This window comes from Pseudomonas sp. (assembly GCF_030150285.1).
GTDB lineage: Bacteria > Pseudomonadota > Gammaproteobacteria > Pseudomonadales > Pseudomonadaceae > Aquipseudomonas.
In genome coordinates, this window is sequence record NZ_JASLGE010000026.1 from 1 (window position 1) to 18,850 (window position 18,850).

Genomic DNA, 18,850 nt, shown 5'->3' on the forward strand with positions numbered 1-18,850 from the left:
GTGCCGAGATATTCTCGTTGATCGGGGCTTTCGGTGCAGCTCGTTTATCTTGTCTCATTTCACGCTTAATAATAATTACTCCGAATCATGGCGACCACGCCGGGAAACCGCTTGTGCGAGGAATTCAGCGAATTGCGCGACAGGCATAGAGCCCAGATCAGCACCTTCACGTGTACGCACAGCGACAGTCTGCATCTCGACTTCCCGATCTCCGATAACCAAGAGATAAGGAACCTTGAGCAAAGTATGCTCGCGGATTTTAAAGCCGATCTTTTCATTTCTCAAGTCAGACTTGACGCGAAACCCGCTCTGATTGAGAGTTTTTTCAATTTCAGAGGCAAAATCTGCCTGTTTATCAGTGATATTCATGATCACTGCCTGCGTCGGTGCCAACCAAGCCGGGAACGCACCTTCGTAATGTTCGATCAAAATACCGACAAAACGCTCGAACGACCCGAGGATTGCCCGGTGCAACATAACCGGGTGTTTACGGCTGTTGTCTTCCGAAACGTATTCCGCACCAAGACGAATTGGCAGGTTGAAATCGAGCTGCAAGGTACCACATTGCCACACCCGACCCAGACAATCTTTCAGAGAGAACTCAATCTTAGGCCCATAAAAAGCGCCCTCACCCGGTTGCAAGTCATAAGCCAGACCTGCGCTATCAAGGGCAGAAGCCAGCGCACTTTCAGCACGATCCCACAGCTCATCAGAACCTACGCGCTTCTCGGGACGAGTCGACAGTTTGAGTTCAACGTCCTTGAAACCAAAGTCTGCATAGACATCCAGCGTCAGCTTGATGAAAGCCGCCGATTCAGCTTGCATCTGCTCTTCAGTACAAAAGATATGCGCATCGTCTTGAGTAAAGGCACGAACACGCATGATGCCATGCAAGGCACCCGAAGGCTCGTTGCGGTGGCAGGCACCGAACTCTGCCAAACGCATTGGCAGCTCACGGTAGCTTTTCAGGCCCTGATTGAAGACCTGGACGTGACAAGGGCAGTTCATCGGCTTGATCGCGTAATCGCGATTCTCCGACTCAGTGGTAAACATGTTTTCAGCGTAGTTAGCCCAATGACCGGACTTTTCCCACAAGCTACGATCCACAACCTGAGGAGTCTTGATCTCCAGGTAGCCGTTATCGCGCTGTACCTTACGCATGTACTGCTCTAGAACCTGATAAAGCGTCCAGCCATTCGGATGCCAGAACACCATGCCCGGCGCTTCTTCCTGAGTATGAAAAAGCCCCAGACGCTTGCCGATTTTACGATGATCGCGTTTCTCAGCCTCTTCAATACGCTGAATATAGGCTGCCAGCTGCTTCTTATCAGCCCAGGCGGTTCCGTAGATACGCTGTAGCTGCTCGTTTTTGGCGTCTCCACGCCAGTAAGCGCCCGACAACTTGGTCAGCTTGAACGACTTCAAGAAGCGAGTGTTCGGCACGTGAGGGCCGCGGCACATATCAACGTATTCTTCGTGGAAGTACAGGCCCATCGCCTGCTCGTCCGGCATATCTTCGATCAAGCGCAACTTGTAGTCTTCACCACGCGCCGCAAACAGCTCAACCACTTCGGCGCGCGGGGTAACGCGCTTAATGACGTCGTAGTCTTTTTCAATCAGCTGCTGCATGCGCTGTTCGATCGCTGCCATGTCATCGGGAGTGAATGGGCGCTCGAAGAAAATATCGTAATAAAAGCCTTCTTGAATGACAGGCCCAATCACCATCTTGGCCGTCGGGTAGAGCTGCTTTACCGCATGCCCCACCAAGTGAGCGCAAGAGTGGCGAATAATCTCCAGCCCCTCTTCATCCTTGGGCGTGATAATTTGCAGAGTGGCGTCGTTTTCAATTAAATCACACGCATCAACCAGCTTGCCGTTGACCTTGCCGGCCACGGTAGCCTTTGCCAAGCCTGCGCCGATAGAGGCTGCGACTTCTGCAACAGATACGGGGTGATCAAATGAACGCTGACTGCCGTCGGGAAGAGTAATAGTTGGCATGGCGCCTCCTCTCCTAGTGGTGACCCCTACCAAAGGTCACGTGGGTTGGGATGAGCCAGTACGCGATTCGGTGGTATGCCTGCCTCACAGTGGCAGGAGCCTTGCGGCGAACCATTAACCGAACCAGAGTGACTGGAGTTCAAATCAAAGGGTTTATGGCTCTGCTTCGCGGCTCGATACGAACTTCACGAGAAAAACCAAGGGCGATAGGCTAGCACAGATGAGCCTCATCTGCAGAGTCGCCAAAAATTACTTCCCTTTCGAACCGTAGTGAACTTGAGCGGCTGTTTGGCCCTCAAAACTCTGCGAGTTACATTTGAGCCTGAACGTTTACGAGGACCCAACATGCGCATATCACGCCTTTTCGCTTTCGCAGCCCCCCTGACGCTCCTGATCCCCTTGGCCCAGGCCGCCGAATGGCCCGCCGGCACGAAACAGCAGTACATGACGAACTGCGTAGCCGCGGCCAGCCAAAGCCTTGATGCAAAAAAGGCCACACAGCATTGCGAGTGCGGGGCGCAGCAGTTGAGTGCTCAATTTTCGACCGCTGAACTCAAGGAACTCATGGGCAAAACGCAGCCTTCTCCCGAGTTACGCACCAAGGCCCTGAATGCGATCCTGCCCTGCAGGGCCAAATCCTAGTTTTCGGCCCCAAAAAGCCATCAGCCAGCAGGAAAACAGGTGAAAAATGCGTCTCTGTCTAAAAAAAACGGCCTACCCGCGCCTTTTTTTCTAAGCCGCAACCCTCGCCAACCCCCTATAAAATGGGGGTTTCAGGGATCTTGAGTAACGGATACCGGTTGTCAACGCAGTAAACTGCCGCTCAGGGGGGCTCCCAAATCGCACATTTCGACTATGATAGCCCTGTGTGCCCAGTTGGCCTGAGCAGCACAGTACTACTGAAAATATAAGTTTCTTGGAGATACACCATGTCTAATCGCCAAACCGGCACCGTAAAATGGTTCAACGATGAAAAAGGCTTCGGCTTCATCACTCCTCAAGGTGGCGGTGACGACCTGTTCGTACACTTCAAAGCTATCGAAAGCGACGGTTTCAAAAGCCTGAAAGAAGGCCAAACCGTATCTTTCGTGGCTGAGAAAGGCCAAAAGGGTATGCAAGCTGCTCAAGTTCGTCCGGAGTAATTCTCCCCCGAACTAAAAAACCCCGTCCACGTGACGGGGTTTTTTATGCCTAACCGAAAGGTTATGTACGCTTAACCGCAGTTAACTCGCGTAATCGTCCCGCTGTCATCCGCATTCAGATTCAAACGATCAGAGCGGTATTCGAGCGTCATCATGTCGTGCGGCAACAAAATACGCGCATTTTGTGCGCCTGCCTTGACACGTGCCTGCTCCAAAAGCGCCGACGACGCCTTCTGGCCCACAGCAAATGCTGCCAATTGAGCATCACAACGGGTATGCCCTGCGTCTGCGACAGGCTCTTTAACGGATGGCGCAGTGCTGCACCCTGACAACGCTACAACGGCCAACAACGAACCCAATGACACTAGCTTCCAAGACATGAAGCCTCCTTAAATAAATAGCCAGACCCTTTGCGACTGTATTTTCGCAAATAGGTTGCATATTGCCTGGCAACAGACTGAATGCTCACAGACCGACGATTCTGCCCGACGGCTCGACTTTTACGCCGACCCAATCGTGACTAAATGTGTGTCCGACCCTAGTAAATATCGATATAGTCGAATGACGGGCGCGGCCAGTGTGTATTCAGGGCATTGTAAATCTGCATCACCCAAACCTCATCACTGGCCGCAACGTTTCCTACATACCCGGAACCCGCAGCCCAGGTCTCCAACCTAAAAAGCAACCCATCTATGTCGACTGCACCCACAACACCAGAAGAAATATACGCAATTCCCTCCTTATTGACGCGTAACTGAGTATGCGCATCGTCACTGGCCGATGCCAACAACTGCCGTACCGCGTCAATGGAAAGACTACCTGGCGTATTCAAATCAATCTGCATGTCACGCCTCCCTCTAAAACTATCAGTGTGCCATGTATCTTTATCTTCGCGTGAAAGCGAAGGTGCAGAATCAATCAGACGGTTTAGCGGTCACCTGCGAATAGTTTCAGCGCTGCAATTTGTTAAAATCGCCACCCCAAGCCCATTACGAGATCCCCATGACCACAGTGACCATCGATGCCGACATCAAAGCCAAGTGGCATCACGGGCAGTGTTCTTACAGCCCTGGCAGCCCCGAAGAGCTGGCAATTATAGGCATCGACCTTTTAGTCAGAGAACTCGGAACAGAGTCCGCTCGCGCCTTCGTGAGTCAAGTCTTCGAAAAATATAAAGAAGCCGAGACACCGCCCCCCCTTTGAAACTGCGCCCATTCAGCGCTACTCCCCCGGCTCGAGAGACCGTGCGCTGCACAATAGAAAGCCCTGCCCGGTATCGCTGCAACGACGCCCCCGTCCCGATTCTTCAGCAGTCGATTCTCCGAACAAAAATTGCATCTCGCGTTCGGAAAACCGTTCTCTTGCGCTACCTATGCAGTGAATCCTGAAGCACGCCTCAGCTAAAGGGCGGGCTACACAGCGTTTCACACATTTCCTTACATTGGCATGGATAGTGCTGCCTCTTAGCTCGTTCGCGACCACACGTTGGCGCGTGCCGTGCAGGACGTACACACATTTGTACGCTCACTAATAAGAGAGATAACAATGAAAACTGCTGTGCTGAAAACTATAGTTCCGGGCGCACTGGCCCTGTTGATGGCCTTGCCAATTGCTTATGCCCAAGAAAATACCGCCAAGCCCAACGTTGTTATTTTGGCAACCGGTGGCACGATTGCTGGCGCAGGAGCCAGCGCAGCTAACAGCGCTACCTATACAGCGGCCAAAGTGGGTGTCGACCAACTGATTGCAGGCGTTCCTGAACTGAGCCAACTGGCAAACGTGCGCGGCGAGCAAGTTCTGCAAATTGCGTCCGAAAGCATTACCAACGAAAACCTGCTGCAATTGGGCCGCCGCGTTGCTGAGCTGGCGGACAGTAAGGACGTTGATGGCATCGTCATCACTCACGGTACCGATACCCTGGAAGAAACCGCCTACTTCCTGAACCTGGTTGAAAAAACCGACAAGCCCATCATTGTTGTCGGCTCCATGCGCCCAGGCACCGCCATGTCAGCTGACGGCATGCTTAACCTGTACAACGCCGTAGCCGTAGCGGGTAGCAAAGAAGCACGCGGTAAAGGCGTGTTGGTAACCATGAACGACGAAATCCAGTCGGGCCGTGATGTCACCAAATCCATGAACATCAAGACTGAAGCCTTCAAAAGCCCGTGGGGCCCGTTGGGCATGGTAGTCGAAGGAAAATCCTACTGGTTCCGCTTGCCTGCCAAGCGTCACACGATGGACTCTGAGTTCGACATCAAAAACATCAAGAGCCTGCCAGACGTAGGCATCGCCTACTCGTATGGCAACGTTGACGACACGGCTTACAAAGCCTTCGCGCAAGCAGGGGCTAAAGCGATTATCCACGTAGGTACCGGCAACGGTTCCGTGTCCTCGCGCGTGGTGCCGGCTCTGCAAGAAATTCGCAAAGATGGCGTACAAGTCATCCGCTCTTCCCATGTAAACAATGGCGGATTCGTACTGCGTAACGCAGAACAGCCTGACGATAAATACGATTGGGTTGTGGCTCACGACCTGAACCCTCAGAAAGCACGCATTCTGGCAATGGTTGCCCTGACCAAAACCCAGGACAGCAAGGAATTGCAGCGGATGTTCTGGGAGTACTAACGCCCTCTGACCGGGCGCTGCAACGGTGCCCGGCCTCTCACTCACTCATTCGCCTGAATGGGTGAGCCTTGGTATTGAATTCGCCCCCTCCTGCTCCGCCCCCTCAAAAACATCACCCAAAGCGCAGCGTCCGACAGCCAAACAGTTGCCAAATCTTGCGCAGTTAAATACTGTATGCACATACAGCAAACCAAGGATTGCATCATGGCTAAAAAAGCGGCGAAGGCCCCTACCCCTCCGAGCCCCTATGAAATGTTCGGCGAACGCATAAAAAAAATCATCGGTTCACCTAAAGCACAGAAAGACAAAATGGCTGTGCTCACACGGCTAGAAGGCGACAATCCCGAGTTCTGGGAGCGTCTGCTAGAAGAAATCGGCGAGAACGACAACGTGAGCGTTGCGCACCGCGATGATGGCGGGGTCAATGTTTTCTGGACCGTGCTTGAGGAAGATTGAGTCCATGAGGGTTCGTTTGCTGGCACTTGCCAGCCTATTTACTGTTTTTAATGCCCAGGCAGCCGCTCCGCAGACCTTCAGCGAAGCCAAGAAAATCGCCTGGAAACTCTACGCTCCGCAGTCCACCGAGTTCTACTGTGGCTGTAAATACAACGGCAACCGGGTAGACCTCAAAGCCTGCGGTTATGTCCCACGTAAAAACGCCAATCGTGCGTCACGTATCGAATGGGAACATATCGTCCCGGCATGGCAAATCGGGCACCAGCGCCAATGCTGGCAAAAGGGAGGGCGAAAAAACTGCACTCGCAACGATGCTGTGTTCAAGGTCGCTGAAGCTGATTTGCACAATCTGGTACCTAGCATTGGCGAGGTCAACGGCGACCGAAACAACTTCAGCTTTGGCTGGTTACCCACCCAATCGGGCCAATACGGCTCATGCCTGACGCAGGTGGATTTCAAAACCAAGAAGGTGATGCCCCGCCCTTCCATTCGCGGCATGATCGCACGCACTTACTTTTACATGAGCAAGCAGTACAACTTGCGCCTGTCCACACAAGACCGCCAACTGTATGAGGCTTGGGACAAAACCTATCCGGTTCAAACCTGGGAGCGTCAGCGTAACCAGGCCGTGGCCTGCGTCATGGGTCGCGGAAACGAATTCGTTGGTCCGGTCAACCTCAAGGCCTGCGGCTGAGTGTACCCACCCGGGTACCACACGGCATGTGCCCACAGCATTGAGAACAGGCGAGGAGTGCGCATTTACATCACGTAAATGGCGCTAATTCGCCTGTTTTCATCTCGCCTTAACTTCGCTTTAAAAACACTTCATAAACCCCCTGGAGCGCTGATCAACACTCAGGCTCGGGCGTTTATTCCCACTTAAAAAAACGATCCTGCGCCCCTGCAACTTATGAATTTTCCAAGGGCGGGCTCATTGCCGAACACCCCTTGCCGGGCTTTTACTCTGTGCATGATTAAACAAGCTCGGTTCAACAAAAAACAACGGGTGGTCAATGAACTCGTCTACCGCATTAAAAGTGGGCTTTTGGTCTACGGCCATCCCCTGCCCGAACAAGCACAACTCGCACACGAGTTGCGCGTCAGCAGCATTACGTTGCGTGAAGCCCTGGCCGAACTCGAAAGGCGAAGGTATATAGCCATGAAGACCGAAGGCGGAGCCATCGTCACTTATGACGGCATAACACTCGATCAACATAACGGCTGGACACAGGCGCTGGCAGACACGGGAGCACGCATCCACACAGAACTGCTTCAACTTCAGGCCGTCGAGCGCCCTGAACTGGCACACACTTTCGGCTTTACACACTTTATAACGCTTGAACGACGCCGCCGCCGGGACGATGGCACCGCCATCTCCCTGGAGCGCTCACTCATGCCAGCAACCGCAGGCCTTGAGAGTCTCCCCCGGGTTGGCCTGATAGACGCCTCACTCACCATCACCTTGGCCGCCTACGGTTTTGTGGGCAATCGCGGCGATCAATGGATCGGGGCCGAACCTCTCAGCGAAGAAGATGCACTGTTGCTTGGGCGTAAACCGGGAACCGTTTTTATCAAAACCTTGCGCACCACTTACGACCGCCAAGATCGTTTTATGGAGCAAGTCGAAAGCTGGCTGGACCCACACCACTTTCGCATGTACCGCGCCTTCGGCCCTCAACAATGACGGCCATTGATCGCGCCCTTGGCACACTGCACGGCCTGGCGCTGGGTGACGCGCTGGGCATGCCCACCCAGTCATTCAGTCGAGCGCAGGTTCTCTCCCGTTTTGGGCACGTCACCACATTGCTGGATGCGCCAGCCGATCAACCTGTGGCGCCTGGCATGCACAGCGGCTCAACCACTGATGACACGGCTCAGGCCCTTCTGATTGCACAGTTGCTGATCGAGGGCAGCGGGCACATCAACCCGGATCACCTTGCCCAGCGCCTTATCGCCTGGGAGTTGAAGATGAAAGCCAAGGGGTCGAAAGACCTGCTCGGCCCTTCCACCAAGCATGCCATCGAGCGGATACAGGCCGGGCATACCCCTGATGACTCTGGCCGCCACGGCACCACCAACGGTGCCGCCATGCGCATTGCACCTGTCGGGATCGCCATCAACATCACTCAGGCCGAACGTTTTCTCGATACGGTGATTCAAGCGTGCCAGGTCACGCACAACACCAGCCTGGGGATTGCCAGTGCTGCGGCCATCGCGGCTGTAGTGTCCAGCGGCATCAATGGCGAAACACTCGAGCACGCCCTCAATGCAGGCACCAAGATGGCTTTTATGGCAGAGCCTCACGGCCACTGGGTTGCCGGGGGCCGTATAGGCCCGCGTATTCGCTGGGCGCGAAAGGAAAGCCTGAAATGCAGCACTGGCAATATCGGCGACTGGCTGTACGACGTCATCGGCACCTCCGTCGCTTCTCAGGAATCTGTCGTCGCAGCATTCGCCCTGGCGCAACAGGTGGCCAGTGGCAAGCTGGGCAGCTTTGATGCCCTGTGCATGGCCGCCAGCCTCGGCGGGGACACGGACACCATCGCCGCCATGCTTGGGGCCATGCTCGGTGCCTGCGGCACAATGCCCAACTGGCCTGTCGCCCTGGTCAATCATGTCATTCAGGTCAACGCCCTGCACCTGGAACCACTGGCCCTCTCTCTATTGACCCTTCGCAACACGTGAGCCCTGCGCCAGGGCCTTTCTACTTAAAACGATAATAAATCGTCTCAGGAGCGACACCCCTTATGAGCAATTCAACAGCCGGGCACAGTGCCGGACAACTGGAAACCCGTGGCATCGACCCCATTCCCGAAAGCGAGTGCAGGGGTAACCCGCAACAACTGTTCTGGGTCTGGTTCGCCGCCAATATCAGCATTCTTGGCCTGCCCCTTGGCGCTACGCTGGTGGCCTTTCATCACCTGTCGATTTGGCAGGTACTGATCGTCGCCATGATCGGCGCGGGCGGCTCATTCGCACTGGTCGGGGTGGTTTCGATCGGCGGGCGACGTGGGCGAGCACCCAGCCTGACGCTGTCGCGAGCCATTTTCGGCATACGCGGCAATCTTGGGCCTACCCTGGTTTCCCTGGTGTCCAGACTCGGCTGGGAAACCGTCAATACCGTCACCGCCGCCTTTGTACTGCTCGCCCTCAGTACGATACTACTGGGCACACCGTTTCAGGCTAAAAGCGCCCCTGTACTGACAGTGCTGTGTATCGGCGTGTTTATGCTACTGACCCTACTGGTTTCGGGCTTGGGGCATGCCACGCTGCTGCTCATTCAAAAGTGGGCGACGTACTTGTTCGGTGCACTCAATCTGTGGGTGGCGGGCTTTCTGCTGGTCACCATCGATTGGCCTGCTGTGGTCAATGCACCGCCTGCCCCCTTGAGCGCGGTCATTATCGGTATCGGCATCATGGCCGCAGGTACTGGCATCGGCTGGGCCAACGCCGGGGCAGACATCTCCCGCTACCAAAAGCGCAGCGTCAGTGCAGCACAACTGGTGGCATGCGCCACGTGGGGAGCCGCCATTCCGCTGGTCTTGCTCATCTGTCTCGGCAGCCTGTTATCGGTGGGCAACCACGACCTCGCCACCGCCAGCGACCCTATCACCGCGATCCGTAACCGGCTGCCCGCCTGGATGGCCGTGCCCTATCTGGTCAGCGCGTTCGGCGGCCTGCTGCTGTCCAATTACCTGTCCGTTTATTCCGCCGGCCTGACAACATTGACCCTGGGCCTGCGAGTCAAACGGGTGCAAGCCGTCTTCGTCGATATTGTGGTCATCACTGGTGGCTCGGCTTTTTTCATGCTCTACGCCGACAGTTTTTACGGCCCGTTTATTACCTTTATTTCGCTCACCGCCATCCCGATCACTGCCTGGGTGGCCATTTTTATCGTCGACCTGCTCCATCGCCAGCACTACAGCCCCAAAGATCTGATCGATACCAGCCCCACCAGTGCGTACTGGTACCACGGCGGTATCGAGTGGCGGGCCGTCAGCGCCTGGGCCGCAGCCCTGATAACAGGCGTGTGCTTTACCCGCGTTGGTAGTGCCGAGACCACCTGGTTTGCAGGGCCGCTGGCAGACACCTGGGCAGGTGAAAACGGCTTGGGATGGGTGATGACCTTTGTGATAGCCGGTGGTTTGTATGCGCTGATGGGCGGTGCGCGGCAGGCTCGTCAACCGCAGCCAGGCGTCACCCATGCCTAGGCTGCTGCACACCGGGCAGGTCATCGTCGACCTGGTCATAGCACTGGATGCCCTGCCTCCGCCAGGCGGCGATGCGCTGGCCAAAAGTGCCAGCTTCCAGGTGGGTGGCGGCTTTAATGTCATGGCTGCCGCGCAACGTAACGGCTTGGGCACCTTGTATCTGGGCCGCCACGGCAACGGTCGCTTCGCAGAGCTGGCTCGCGCGGCAATGAGCGCTGAAGGGATTGCCCTGACCTTGCCTACGACCCCAGGTAAAGACACCGGTGTGTGCATCGCGCTGACCGACGCCAGTGCCGAGCGTACTTTTATCTCGTGTATCGGTGCTGAAGGGGGCCTGTCTGCCGAGGAACTGGCACAGGTCGCCGTTCTACCGGACGACTGGGTGTATGTCAGCGGTTACAGCCTGCTCCAACCCGACAAAGCCGGCCCCTTGCTGGACTGGGTGCTGAGCCTCGCGCCCAGCGTGCGTGTGGTATTCGACCCAGGCCCACTGATCACCGCTGTGGCGCTCGACCTGCTTGAAGTACTGCTACCGCGTGTCAACCTGTGGAGCAGCAACCAAGGCGAGGCCAACAGCGTCGCCCCAAACCCCTGCGCACTGTCCAAGCGCTTGTCCGCGAGCGGTCAGGTGGTTGTCCGTGAAGGTGCTCAAGGCTGCTGGATCAGCCACCCCCAGAGCCAACAACACATCCCGGGGTTCAAGGTACATGCGCTGGACACCAATGGCGCGGGGGATGCGCACACGGGCGTCATGCTGGCGGCGCTGTCCGCCGGCCATTGCCTTGCCTACGCCGCCCGCCGGGCCAATGCAGCGGCCGCGCTGGCAGTGACGCGCCGTGGGCCTGCCACGGCTCCGCGCGCTGAAGAAATAGACGACTTTATGGGGCAGACACCATTGCACAGCCCATAGCACGCCCCCTGGTGCTCAAAACCGCCAGGCTCCTCACTGCAACCCGACCAAAGAGAGTAGGCGGACAACTGCAAAACCATCATTAAATGCTGGAAAGTGTTCGAAAGGGTGTTTTAACCTTACATCCTGACTGCCAACAAGCTACACAAGAGCCCGACAATTCCCACAAATTGTCGGGCTACTTGCGTGTATGAGGGGCTGTTTTTTCTCTAGACATGTGACGATATTCTTGAAGCTCATCATTATTGCTGTTTACGTTGTATCCATTGCGTATGTTCACCTACGGGGTAAGGTTCGCCATAAATTAGGTCGCCAACTGAGTGACCACTCCACATTTCTGGCCCCGATCAATTGTTTCTTGTACCTGTTTTCCAAGGTTCCGAGCCAACCCTACTTCAAGCCGGCCGACTTCCCTGAACTGCAACCTTTGCAGGCCCATTGGCAAGAAATACGCGAAGAAGCACGCAACCTTATGCGCACAGGCGAAATCAAACGCTCAGAGCAACCAAACGACGTGGGTTTCAACTCGTTTTTCAAGACCGGTTGGAAGCGCTTTTACTTGAAATGGTACGGCGACAACCACCCTTCAGCGGTAGCGCTGTGCCCGCGCACTCTCGAACTGCTCAACAGCATTGGCACCATCAAGGCCGCCATGTTTGCCGAGCTGCCGCCGGGCTCGAAACTGGTTCGCCATCGCGACCCTTATGCGGGCTCCTTGCGCTATCACCTGGGCCTGGATACCCCTAACGACCCGGGTTGCTACATCAATGTCGATGGGCAAACGTACGCTTGGCGGGACGGTGAGGCGGTGATGTTTGACGAAACCTTTATCCATTACGCCGAAAACACCACGGATAAAAACCGCCTCATTTTGTTCTGTGACATTGAACGGCCCATGCAATACCGCTGGGCGGCGGCGTTTAATCAGTGGTTCAGCCGCACCGTCATGGCGTCCGCCAGCGCCCCCAATGGGGCCAATGACAAAACCGGTGCCCTTAATCGCGCCTTTAGCCGCCTTTACACGATTCGCCAGCGTGGAAAAGCCCTGAAAAAGCGCAACCGCACGCGCTACTACCTGGAAAAATGGGCTATCTTCGGCGGCCTGCTGGCACTGTTTCTGCTGATTTAGCAGCCAGGCCGCTGCCCTTAGGCTCGGGAGATTTTCAAGATGCCCATTCGTCTCAGCTTCATTTGCCACGCTCGCACCGAGGCCCAGCGCCTGGGGCGCTTTGCCCTGGACGAAACGGTCGACCCCAAGGAGCTGGAGAAAGCCAGGCAACTGGCCAGCACCCTGAAAAAAACCGTGCGAATTCTGTGTGCACCCGAGACCCGGGCGTTGCAAACCGCCCAAGCCCTGGGCGGCGAAATAGAAATCGTGCCCGCCCTTGAGGATTACGACATGGGCGACTGGAAAGGCCTGAGCTTGGCTGATCTGCAACAGATCGCTCCCGACGCCCTCGCCCACTGGATCAACACGCCGCTTTCGGCTGCGCCCAACGGTGAATCCGTACACGCGCTGTGTGCACGGATCAGCACCTGGCTCAGCGAGTTCCGTGAGGACGGTCACTTTGCCGTCGTCACACACCCGTTCGTGATCCGCGCCGCCGTCCTCCATGCCTTGGCTGCCAGCACGGCTTCATTCAACTTGATAGACGTCGAACCGCTGTCCCGGGTTGAACTGCGGCTCAGTGATCGCTGGCGGTTGCGTCTATAAGCACCCGCGTCTTCAGCCTTCCAGCATCAAACCGCCCGGCGGTAAAGGTAGCGCCGTTTTGTACCTGACTTGCTTGAGGGCAAAGCTGGAACGGATATTCGCCACGCCCGGCACTTTGGTCAGGAAATCCATCATAAAGCGCTCCAGCGCCTGAATGCTGGGCACCAGCACCCGAATCAGATAATCCGGGTCCCCAGCCATCAAATAGCACTCCATCACTTCCTGCCGGTCGGAAATCGCCGCCTCAAAGTGCTGCAGCGCCTCTTCGACCTGCTTTTCAAGGCTGACATGAATAAACACATTCACGTGCAGCCCCAGCATGTCGGCATCCAGCAACGTCACCTGTTCGCGAATCAACCCGTGTTCTTCCATGGCTTTGACCCGGTTAAAACACGGGGTGGGCGACAGGTTAACCGAGCGCGCAAGGTCCGCATTGGTGATGCGCGCATTCTGCTGAAGGCTATTGAGAATCCCTATATCCGTCCGATCTAGCTTGCGCATGAGACAAAAGCACCTTTTTTTTATGTTTATAAAGAATTCTTATCCTTAATCACCACAAAGCACAACGAACTACAGAGAAATATTCTTCACTGTCAGGAATATGATTGTTGTAGGACAAGATCTGGCCCTTTCATCCGCCAGATACTCCACGTTGTAGCTCCCGCGCCCTAATAAACACGACAAGATCGAGCGTAGAGAAAGCCATGAACGACTATGCACCGCTGCGCCTGCACGTCCCCGAACCTTCCGGTCGCCCGGGCTGCAAGACCGACTTCAGTTACCTGCGCCTGACCGATGCCGGTCAGACACGCAAACCTGCGATTGACGTAGAACCGGCCGACACCGCCGACCTGGCCAAAGGGTTGATCCGCGTGCTCGACGACCAGGGCCAGGCTCTCGGCCCCTGGGCTGAAGGCGTGTCTACCGAGGTACTGCGCGCGGGCATGCGCGCCATGCTCAAGACACGTATTTTCGACACCCGTATGGTGGTGGCCCAGCGCCAGAAAAAAATGTCGTTCTACATGCAAAGCCTTGGCGAAGAAGCCATCGGCAGCGCCCAGGCCTTGGCCTTGAACATCGACGACATGTGCTTTCCGACCTACCGTCAGCAAAGCATCCTGATGGCCCGTGACGTGCCACTGGTCGACCTGATCTGCCAATTGCTCTCCAACGAGCGCGACCCGCTCAAGGGCCGGCAGTTGCCGATTATGTATTCGGTACGCGACTACGGCTTTTTCAGTATTTCCGGCAACCTCGCCACGCAATTTATGCAAGCCGTGGGCTGGGGCATGGCATCGGCCATCAAGGGCGACACCAAAATCGCCTCGGCCTGGATCGGCGACGGTGCCACCGCTGAGTCCGACTTTCATACCGCCCTGACCTTTGCCCACGTGTACCGCGCCCCGGTCATTCTTAACGTGGTGAACAATCAATGGGCGATTTCGACCTTTCAGGCCATTGCCGGAGGCGAGTCCACCACATTCGCTGGGCGAGGCGTCGGCTGTGGCATTGCTTCACTGCGGGTCGACGGTAACGACTTTATCGCGGTGTATGCCGCCTCCGTCTGGGCCGCAGAACGCGCCCGCCGTAACCTGGGCCCGACCCTGATCGAATGGGTCACTTATCGCGCAGGCCCGCACTCTACGTCTGACGACCCTTCCAAGTACCGTCCTGCAGATGACTGGAGCCACTTCCCGCTGGGCGATCCGATTATTCGCCTTAAGCAGCACCTGATTGCCACGGGCAACTGGTCCGAGGAAGAGCACGCCGCCGTCAGCGCCGAACTCGAAGCCGAAATCATCGGCGCGCAAAAGGAAGCCGAGCGTTTCGGCACCCTGGCGGGCGGGCAAATGCCGAGCGCGTCGACGATTTTTGAAGATGTGTACAAGGACATGCCCGATCACTTGCGCCGGCAACGTCAGGAATTGGGGTTATAACCAGATGAACGACAACACTAAAATTCTGATGGAGAACGCCGTGAGTACCACCACCATGACGATGATCCAGGCCCTGCGCTCGGCCATGGATGTGATGCTTGAGCGCGACGACAACGTGGTGGTGTTCGGCCAGGACGTGGGCTATTTCGGCGGCGTATTCCGCTGCACTGAAGGGCTGCAGGCCAAATACGGCAGCTCGCGGGTGTTCGACGCACCAATCTCGGAAAGCGGCATCGTGGGGGCAGCGGTGGGCATGGGTGCCTATGGCTTGCGCCCGGTGGCTGAAATCCAGTTTGCAGACTATTTCTACCCGGCTTCCGACCAGATCGTGTCCGAAGCGGCGCGGTTGCGTTATCGCTCGGCGGGAGAATTTATCGCCCCCATGACCCTGCGCATGCCCTGCGGTGGCGGCATCTACGGTGGGCAGACCCACAGCCAGAGCCCTGAAGCCATGTTTACCCAGGTCTGCGGCCTGCGGACCGTCATGCCATCCAACCCGTATGACGCCAAAGGGCTGTTGATTGCGGCCATCGAAAACGATGACCCCGTCATCTTCCTCGAGCCTAAACGCTTGTACAACGGCCCGTTCGACGGGCACCACGAGCGCCCCGTCACGCCATGGGCCAAGCACCCGGCCAGCGCCGTGCCTGACGGTTACTACACCGTACCGCTGGACTGCGCCGCCATTGTGCGCCCCGGCACCGAAGTGACCATTTTGACCTACGGCACCACCGTGTACGTGGCCCAAGTGGCCGCCGAAGAAACCGGCATTGACGCTGAAGTCATCGACCTGCGCAGCCTGTGGCCGCTGGACCTGGACGCCATTGTCACCTCCGTGAAAAAAACCCGTCGCTGCGTCGTCGTGCACGAGGCCACCCGCACGTGCGGCTTTGGCGCCGAACTGATTGCGCTGGTGCAAGAGCACTGCTTCCACTACCTGGAGGCACCGATCGAGCGCGTAACCGGCTGGGACACACCTTACCCACATGCCCAGGAATGGGCTTATTTCCCGGGCCCGGCGCGGGTCGGTGCGGCATTGCAACGGGTCATGGAGGTTTAAATGGGTACGCACGTTATCAAGATGCCGGACATTGGCGAAGGCATTGCGCAAGTTGAACTGGTGGAGTGGTTTGTCAAAGTCGGCGACATGGTCAGCGAAGATCAGGTCGTGGCCGACGTCATGACCGACAAGGCCACCGTCGATATTCCGTCCCCGGTGGCGGGCAAAGTGCTGGCGCTGGGTGGGCAACCCGGCGAAGTCATGGCGGTGGGCAGCGAACTGATCCGCATCGAAGTGGAAGGAGCCGGTAACCTGCGCGAAAGCGCACAGCCTGCTGCTGAACCGGCACCGGCTGCCGCTCCCAAAGCCACGCCTAAAACCGCGCCGCAAGCCCGTGTCGAAGTCGCGGTCGTGGCGGCACCGGTGATTAACACACCGCCAGCGCCCAATCGCCCCGCGCCCGTGGCCCGTGAAGCCAACGAACGGCCACTGGCCTCGCCAGCGGTACGTAAACGTGCCTGGGATGCGGGCATCGAGTTACGCTTTGTGGTCGGCAGCGGCCCGGCGGGTCGCGTGCTGCACGATGACCTCGACGCTTATCTGGCCCAGGACACCAGCACTCACCCTGTACCGGCCAGCGGTTACGCCCAGCGTACCGACGAGCAACAGATTCCAGTGATCGGCCTGCGCCGTAAAATCGCCCAACGCATGCAAGATGCCAAGCGCCGCGCCGCGCACTTCAGCTACGTCGAAGAAGTGGACGTCACGGCCCTCGAAGAACTGCGCGCCCAGCTCAACCAGAAGTGGGGCGACAGCCGAGGCAAACTGACCCTGCTACCGTTTCTGGTACGGGCCATGGTCGTGGCCTTGCGTGACTTCCCGCAAATCAACGTGCGCTACGACGACGAAGCCCAACTCATCACCCGCTTTGGAGCCGCCCATATCGGCGTTGCCGCACAAAGCGATGCCGGCCTGATGGTGCCGGTGATACGGCACGCCGAAACCCTGACCCTGTGGGGCGCGGCCGATGAAATTGCCCGCTTGGCCACTGCCGTTCGCACGGGCAAGGCCACCCGCGAGGAACTGACCGGCTCCACCATCACCCTCACCAGCCTTGGCGCGTTGGGCGGGATTGTCAGCACCCCGGTGGTCAACTTGCCAGAAGTGGCGATTATTGGCGTAAATCGCATCGTCGAACGACCGATGGTGGTGAAAGGCCAGATCGTCATCCGCAAAATGATGAACCTCTCCAGTTCCTTCGACCACCGCGTGGTCGACGGCATGGACGCCGCACAATTTATTCAAGCCATGCGTGGCTTGCTCGAACAACCCGCCACCCTGTTTCTGGAGTGAACATGCAGCCCACTCAACACACCACGCTGCTGATTATCGGTGGCGGCCCCGGCGGCTATGTGGCGGCGATCCGCGCTGGCCAACTGGGCATTCCCACGGTCCTGATCGAAGGCCAGTCGCTGGGCGGCACCTGCCTGAACGTCGGCTGCATTCCGTCCAAGGCATTGATCCATGTCGCGGAGCAATTTCACACCACCCAGCGCTACAGCGCGCACAGCTCCCCCCTGGGCATCAAAACCCAGGCCCCGACTCTGGATATCCAGCAGAGCGTGCAGTGGAAAAACGGCATCGTTGATCGCCTGACCACCGGCGTCGGCGCGCTGCTGAAAAAGAACGGGGTCAAAGTCATCCGTGGCTGGGCGAAGATTCTCGATGGCAAGGCCGTTGAAGTGGACGGCCAGCGCATCGAGTGCGAACACCTGCTGCTGGCCACCGGTTCTCACACCGTAGACCTGCCGATTTTGCCGATTGGCGGAGCCATTATTTCGTCCACCGAGGCATTGGCACCTACCGCCCTTCCCAAGCGCCTGACCGTGGTTGGGGCCGGGTATATCGGGCTGGAGCTGGGTATTGCTTACCGCAAGCTCGGCGCAGAAGTCACCGTGGTCGAAGCCCGGGACCGTATCCTGCCCACCTATGACAAGGAACTGACACAGCCAGTCGCTGAATCCCTCAAGGCGCTGGGCATAACCCTGTACCTTGAGCACAGCGTTGAAGGCTTCCAGGCCAGCACCAAAACCCTGTCGATGCGTAACCATTTGGGCGACAGCCAAACCCTGGAAACCGATCAGGTGCTGGTGGCAGTCGGCCGTCGGCCGCGCACCCAAGGCTTCAACCTGGAAACCTTGGCGCTGGCCATGAACGGCGCAGCGATTCGCGTCGACAACCGTTGTCACACCAGCATGCGCAACGTCTGGGCCATTGGCGACCTCACCGGCGAACCGATGCTGGCCCACCGAGCGATGGCTCAGGGCGAAATGGTGGCGGAAATCATTGCCGGCAAACACCGTGAATTCAGTCCCGCTGCCATTGCCGCCGTGTGCTTTACCGACCCGGAAATCGTCGTGGTGGGTAAAACCCCGGCTGAGGCCGAGGCCGCCGGGCTGGAGTGCATCAGTGCCAGTTTCCCGTTCTCGGCCAACGGCCGAGCCATGACCCTGGAATCCAAAAGCGGTTTCGTGCGGGTTGTGGCGCGGCGCGACAACCACCTGATTGTGGGCTGGCAAGCGGTGGGGGTTGGCGTTTCAGAGTTGTCCACCGCGTTCGGTCAATCGCTGGAAATGGGCGCTTGCCTGGAAGACATCGCTGGCACCATCCACGCGCACCCGACCTTGGGCGAAGCGGTACAAGAAGCCGCGTTGCGCGCCCTTGGGCACGCGTTACACCTCTAAAAACGCGTCAACGACCACACACCTGTCGTCGTTGACGATCTTTGCGAGGCTACGTCCGGCGTGATGCGGCACTCCGACGCAGTCGTCGTGATACCAGGCAGCGCAGTGTTCCT

At 57.4% G+C, this 18,850-nt stretch carries 20 protein-coding genes and 1 pseudogene; 16 read left to right on the plus strand and 5 right to left on the minus strand.

Annotation, left to right across the window (positions count from 1 at the left end):
• Both Q1W15_RS04735 and thrS read right to left on the minus strand, forming a co-directional pair.
• Window positions 1-76, minus strand: a pseudogene (locus tag Q1W15_RS04735) (translation initiation factor IF-3); the annotation flags it as partial.
• Window positions 76-1,998: a threonine--tRNA ligase gene (gene thrS, locus Q1W15_RS04740; RefSeq protein WP_300724545.1), complete on the minus strand. Its 1,923-nt coding sequence runs from the start codon at window positions 1,996-1,998 to the stop codon at window positions 76-78. The gene thrS and the pseudogene Q1W15_RS04735, both read right to left, overlap by 1 nt.
• Before the next feature lie 345 nt (window positions 1,999-2,343).
• On the opposite strand from thrS, the gene Q1W15_RS04745 reads away from it, so the two are divergent.
• Both Q1W15_RS04745 and Q1W15_RS04750 read left to right on the plus strand, forming a co-directional pair.
• On the plus strand, window positions 2,344-2,640 hold the full coding sequence (locus tag Q1W15_RS04745; RefSeq protein WP_300724547.1) for a hypothetical protein: 297 nt from the start codon (window positions 2,344-2,346) through the stop codon (window positions 2,638-2,640).
• Window positions 2,641-2,927: 287 nt separating this feature from the next.
• The gene (locus tag Q1W15_RS04750) at window positions 2,928-3,140 is read left to right on the plus strand and encodes a cold-shock protein (RefSeq protein ID WP_003179963.1); all 213 of its coding nucleotides are present in this window, start codon (window positions 2,928-2,930) and stop codon (window positions 3,138-3,140) included.
• Between the two features lie 71 nt (window positions 3,141-3,211).
• Here the strand turns inward: Q1W15_RS04750 and Q1W15_RS04755 are convergent, their stop codons facing one another.
• Both Q1W15_RS04755 and Q1W15_RS04760 read right to left on the minus strand, forming a co-directional pair.
• Entirely contained in the window at window positions 3,212-3,520 is a 309-nt protein-coding gene (locus Q1W15_RS04755) for an I78 family peptidase inhibitor (protein WP_300724550.1), read from the minus strand.
• A 158-nt stretch (window positions 3,521-3,678) separates the two neighbouring features.
• On the minus strand, window positions 3,679-3,984 hold the full coding sequence (locus Q1W15_RS04760; RefSeq protein ID WP_300724552.1) for a hypothetical protein: 306 nt from the start codon (window positions 3,982-3,984) through the stop codon (window positions 3,679-3,681).
• 158 nt (window positions 3,985-4,142) lie between these two features.
• Here Q1W15_RS04760 and Q1W15_RS04765 point away from each other — a divergent pair, with 158 nt between their 5' ends.
• From Q1W15_RS04765 to Q1W15_RS04810, 10 genes are all read left to right on the plus strand, one after another.
• Complete coding sequence (locus tag Q1W15_RS04765) at window positions 4,143-4,343, plus strand: hypothetical protein (RefSeq protein WP_300724554.1); 201 nt, start codon at window positions 4,143-4,145, stop codon at window positions 4,341-4,343.
• A 342-nt stretch (window positions 4,344-4,685) separates the two neighbouring features.
• Window positions 4,686-5,765, plus strand: a complete 1,080-nt coding sequence (locus Q1W15_RS04770; RefSeq protein ID WP_300724556.1) for an asparaginase — start codon at window positions 4,686-4,688, stop codon at window positions 5,763-5,765.
• Window positions 5,766-5,969: 204 nt separating this feature from the next.
• Window positions 5,970-6,221: a DUF1654 domain-containing protein gene (locus tag Q1W15_RS04775; protein ID WP_300724558.1), complete on the plus strand. Its 252-nt coding sequence runs from the start codon at window positions 5,970-5,972 to the stop codon at window positions 6,219-6,221.
• A 4-nt stretch (window positions 6,222-6,225) separates the two neighbouring features.
• A complete protein-coding gene (locus Q1W15_RS04780) occupies window positions 6,226-6,915 on the plus strand; it encodes an endonuclease I family protein (protein WP_300724560.1) in 690 nt (229 codons plus the stop codon).
• 276 nt (window positions 6,916-7,191) lie between these two features.
• Entirely contained in the window at window positions 7,192-7,905 is a 714-nt protein-coding gene (locus Q1W15_RS04785) for a GntR family transcriptional regulator (protein WP_300724562.1), read from the plus strand.
• Window positions 7,902-8,906, plus strand: coding sequence for an ADP-ribosylglycohydrolase family protein (locus Q1W15_RS04790; protein ID WP_300724565.1), 1,005 nt, complete (start codon window positions 7,902-7,904; stop codon window positions 8,904-8,906). The genes Q1W15_RS04785 and Q1W15_RS04790 overlap by 4 nt, the downstream gene beginning before the upstream one ends.
• 62 nt (window positions 8,907-8,968) lie before the next feature.
• On the plus strand, window positions 8,969-10,432 hold the full coding sequence (locus tag Q1W15_RS04795) for a cytosine permease (protein ID WP_300724567.1): 1,464 nt from the start codon (window positions 8,969-8,971) through the stop codon (window positions 10,430-10,432).
• Entirely contained in the window at window positions 10,425-11,342 is a 918-nt protein-coding gene (locus Q1W15_RS04800) for a PfkB family carbohydrate kinase (protein WP_300724570.1), read from the plus strand. The genes Q1W15_RS04795 and Q1W15_RS04800 overlap by 8 nt, the downstream gene beginning before the upstream one ends.
• A gap of 229 nt (window positions 11,343-11,571) precedes the next feature.
• Window positions 11,572-12,471 (plus strand): lipid A hydroxylase LpxO, encoded by a 900-nt coding sequence (gene lpxO / locus Q1W15_RS04805; protein WP_300724572.1) that lies wholly within the window; start codon window positions 11,572-11,574, stop codon window positions 12,469-12,471.
• Between the two features lie 39 nt (window positions 12,472-12,510).
• Complete coding sequence (locus Q1W15_RS04810) at window positions 12,511-13,056, plus strand: histidine phosphatase family protein (RefSeq protein ID WP_300724575.1); 546 nt, start codon at window positions 12,511-12,513, stop codon at window positions 13,054-13,056.
• Window positions 13,057-13,068: 12 nt separating this feature from the next.
• Here Q1W15_RS04810 and bkdR read toward each other — a convergent pair whose 3' ends face one another.
• A complete protein-coding gene (bkdR, locus tag Q1W15_RS04815; protein WP_300724577.1) occupies window positions 13,069-13,557 on the minus strand; it encodes a Bkd operon transcriptional regulator BkdR in 489 nt (162 codons plus the stop codon).
• A 203-nt stretch (window positions 13,558-13,760) separates the two neighbouring features.
• Between bkdR and Q1W15_RS04820 the strand changes: the two genes are divergently transcribed.
• The 4 genes from Q1W15_RS04820 to lpdA are packed head-to-tail and all read left to right on the plus strand — an operon-like array spanning window position 13,761 to window position 18,737.
• Window positions 13,761-14,993, plus strand: a complete 1,233-nt coding sequence (locus Q1W15_RS04820) for a 3-methyl-2-oxobutanoate dehydrogenase (2-methylpropanoyl-transferring) subunit alpha (protein ID WP_300724579.1) — start codon at window positions 13,761-13,763, stop codon at window positions 14,991-14,993.
• A gap of 4 nt (window positions 14,994-14,997) precedes the next feature.
• Window positions 14,998-16,053 (plus strand): alpha-ketoacid dehydrogenase subunit beta, encoded by a 1,056-nt coding sequence (locus Q1W15_RS04825; protein WP_300724581.1) that lies wholly within the window; start codon window positions 14,998-15,000, stop codon window positions 16,051-16,053.
• A complete protein-coding gene (locus tag Q1W15_RS04830; protein ID WP_300724583.1) occupies window positions 16,054-17,346 on the plus strand; it encodes a dihydrolipoamide acetyltransferase family protein in 1,293 nt (430 codons plus the stop codon).
• A gap of 2 nt (window positions 17,347-17,348) precedes the next feature.
• Window positions 17,349-18,737, plus strand: coding sequence for a dihydrolipoyl dehydrogenase (gene lpdA, locus Q1W15_RS04835; RefSeq protein ID WP_300724585.1), 1,389 nt, complete (start codon window positions 17,349-17,351; stop codon window positions 18,735-18,737).
• Window positions 18,738-18,850: the final 113 nt, after the last annotated feature.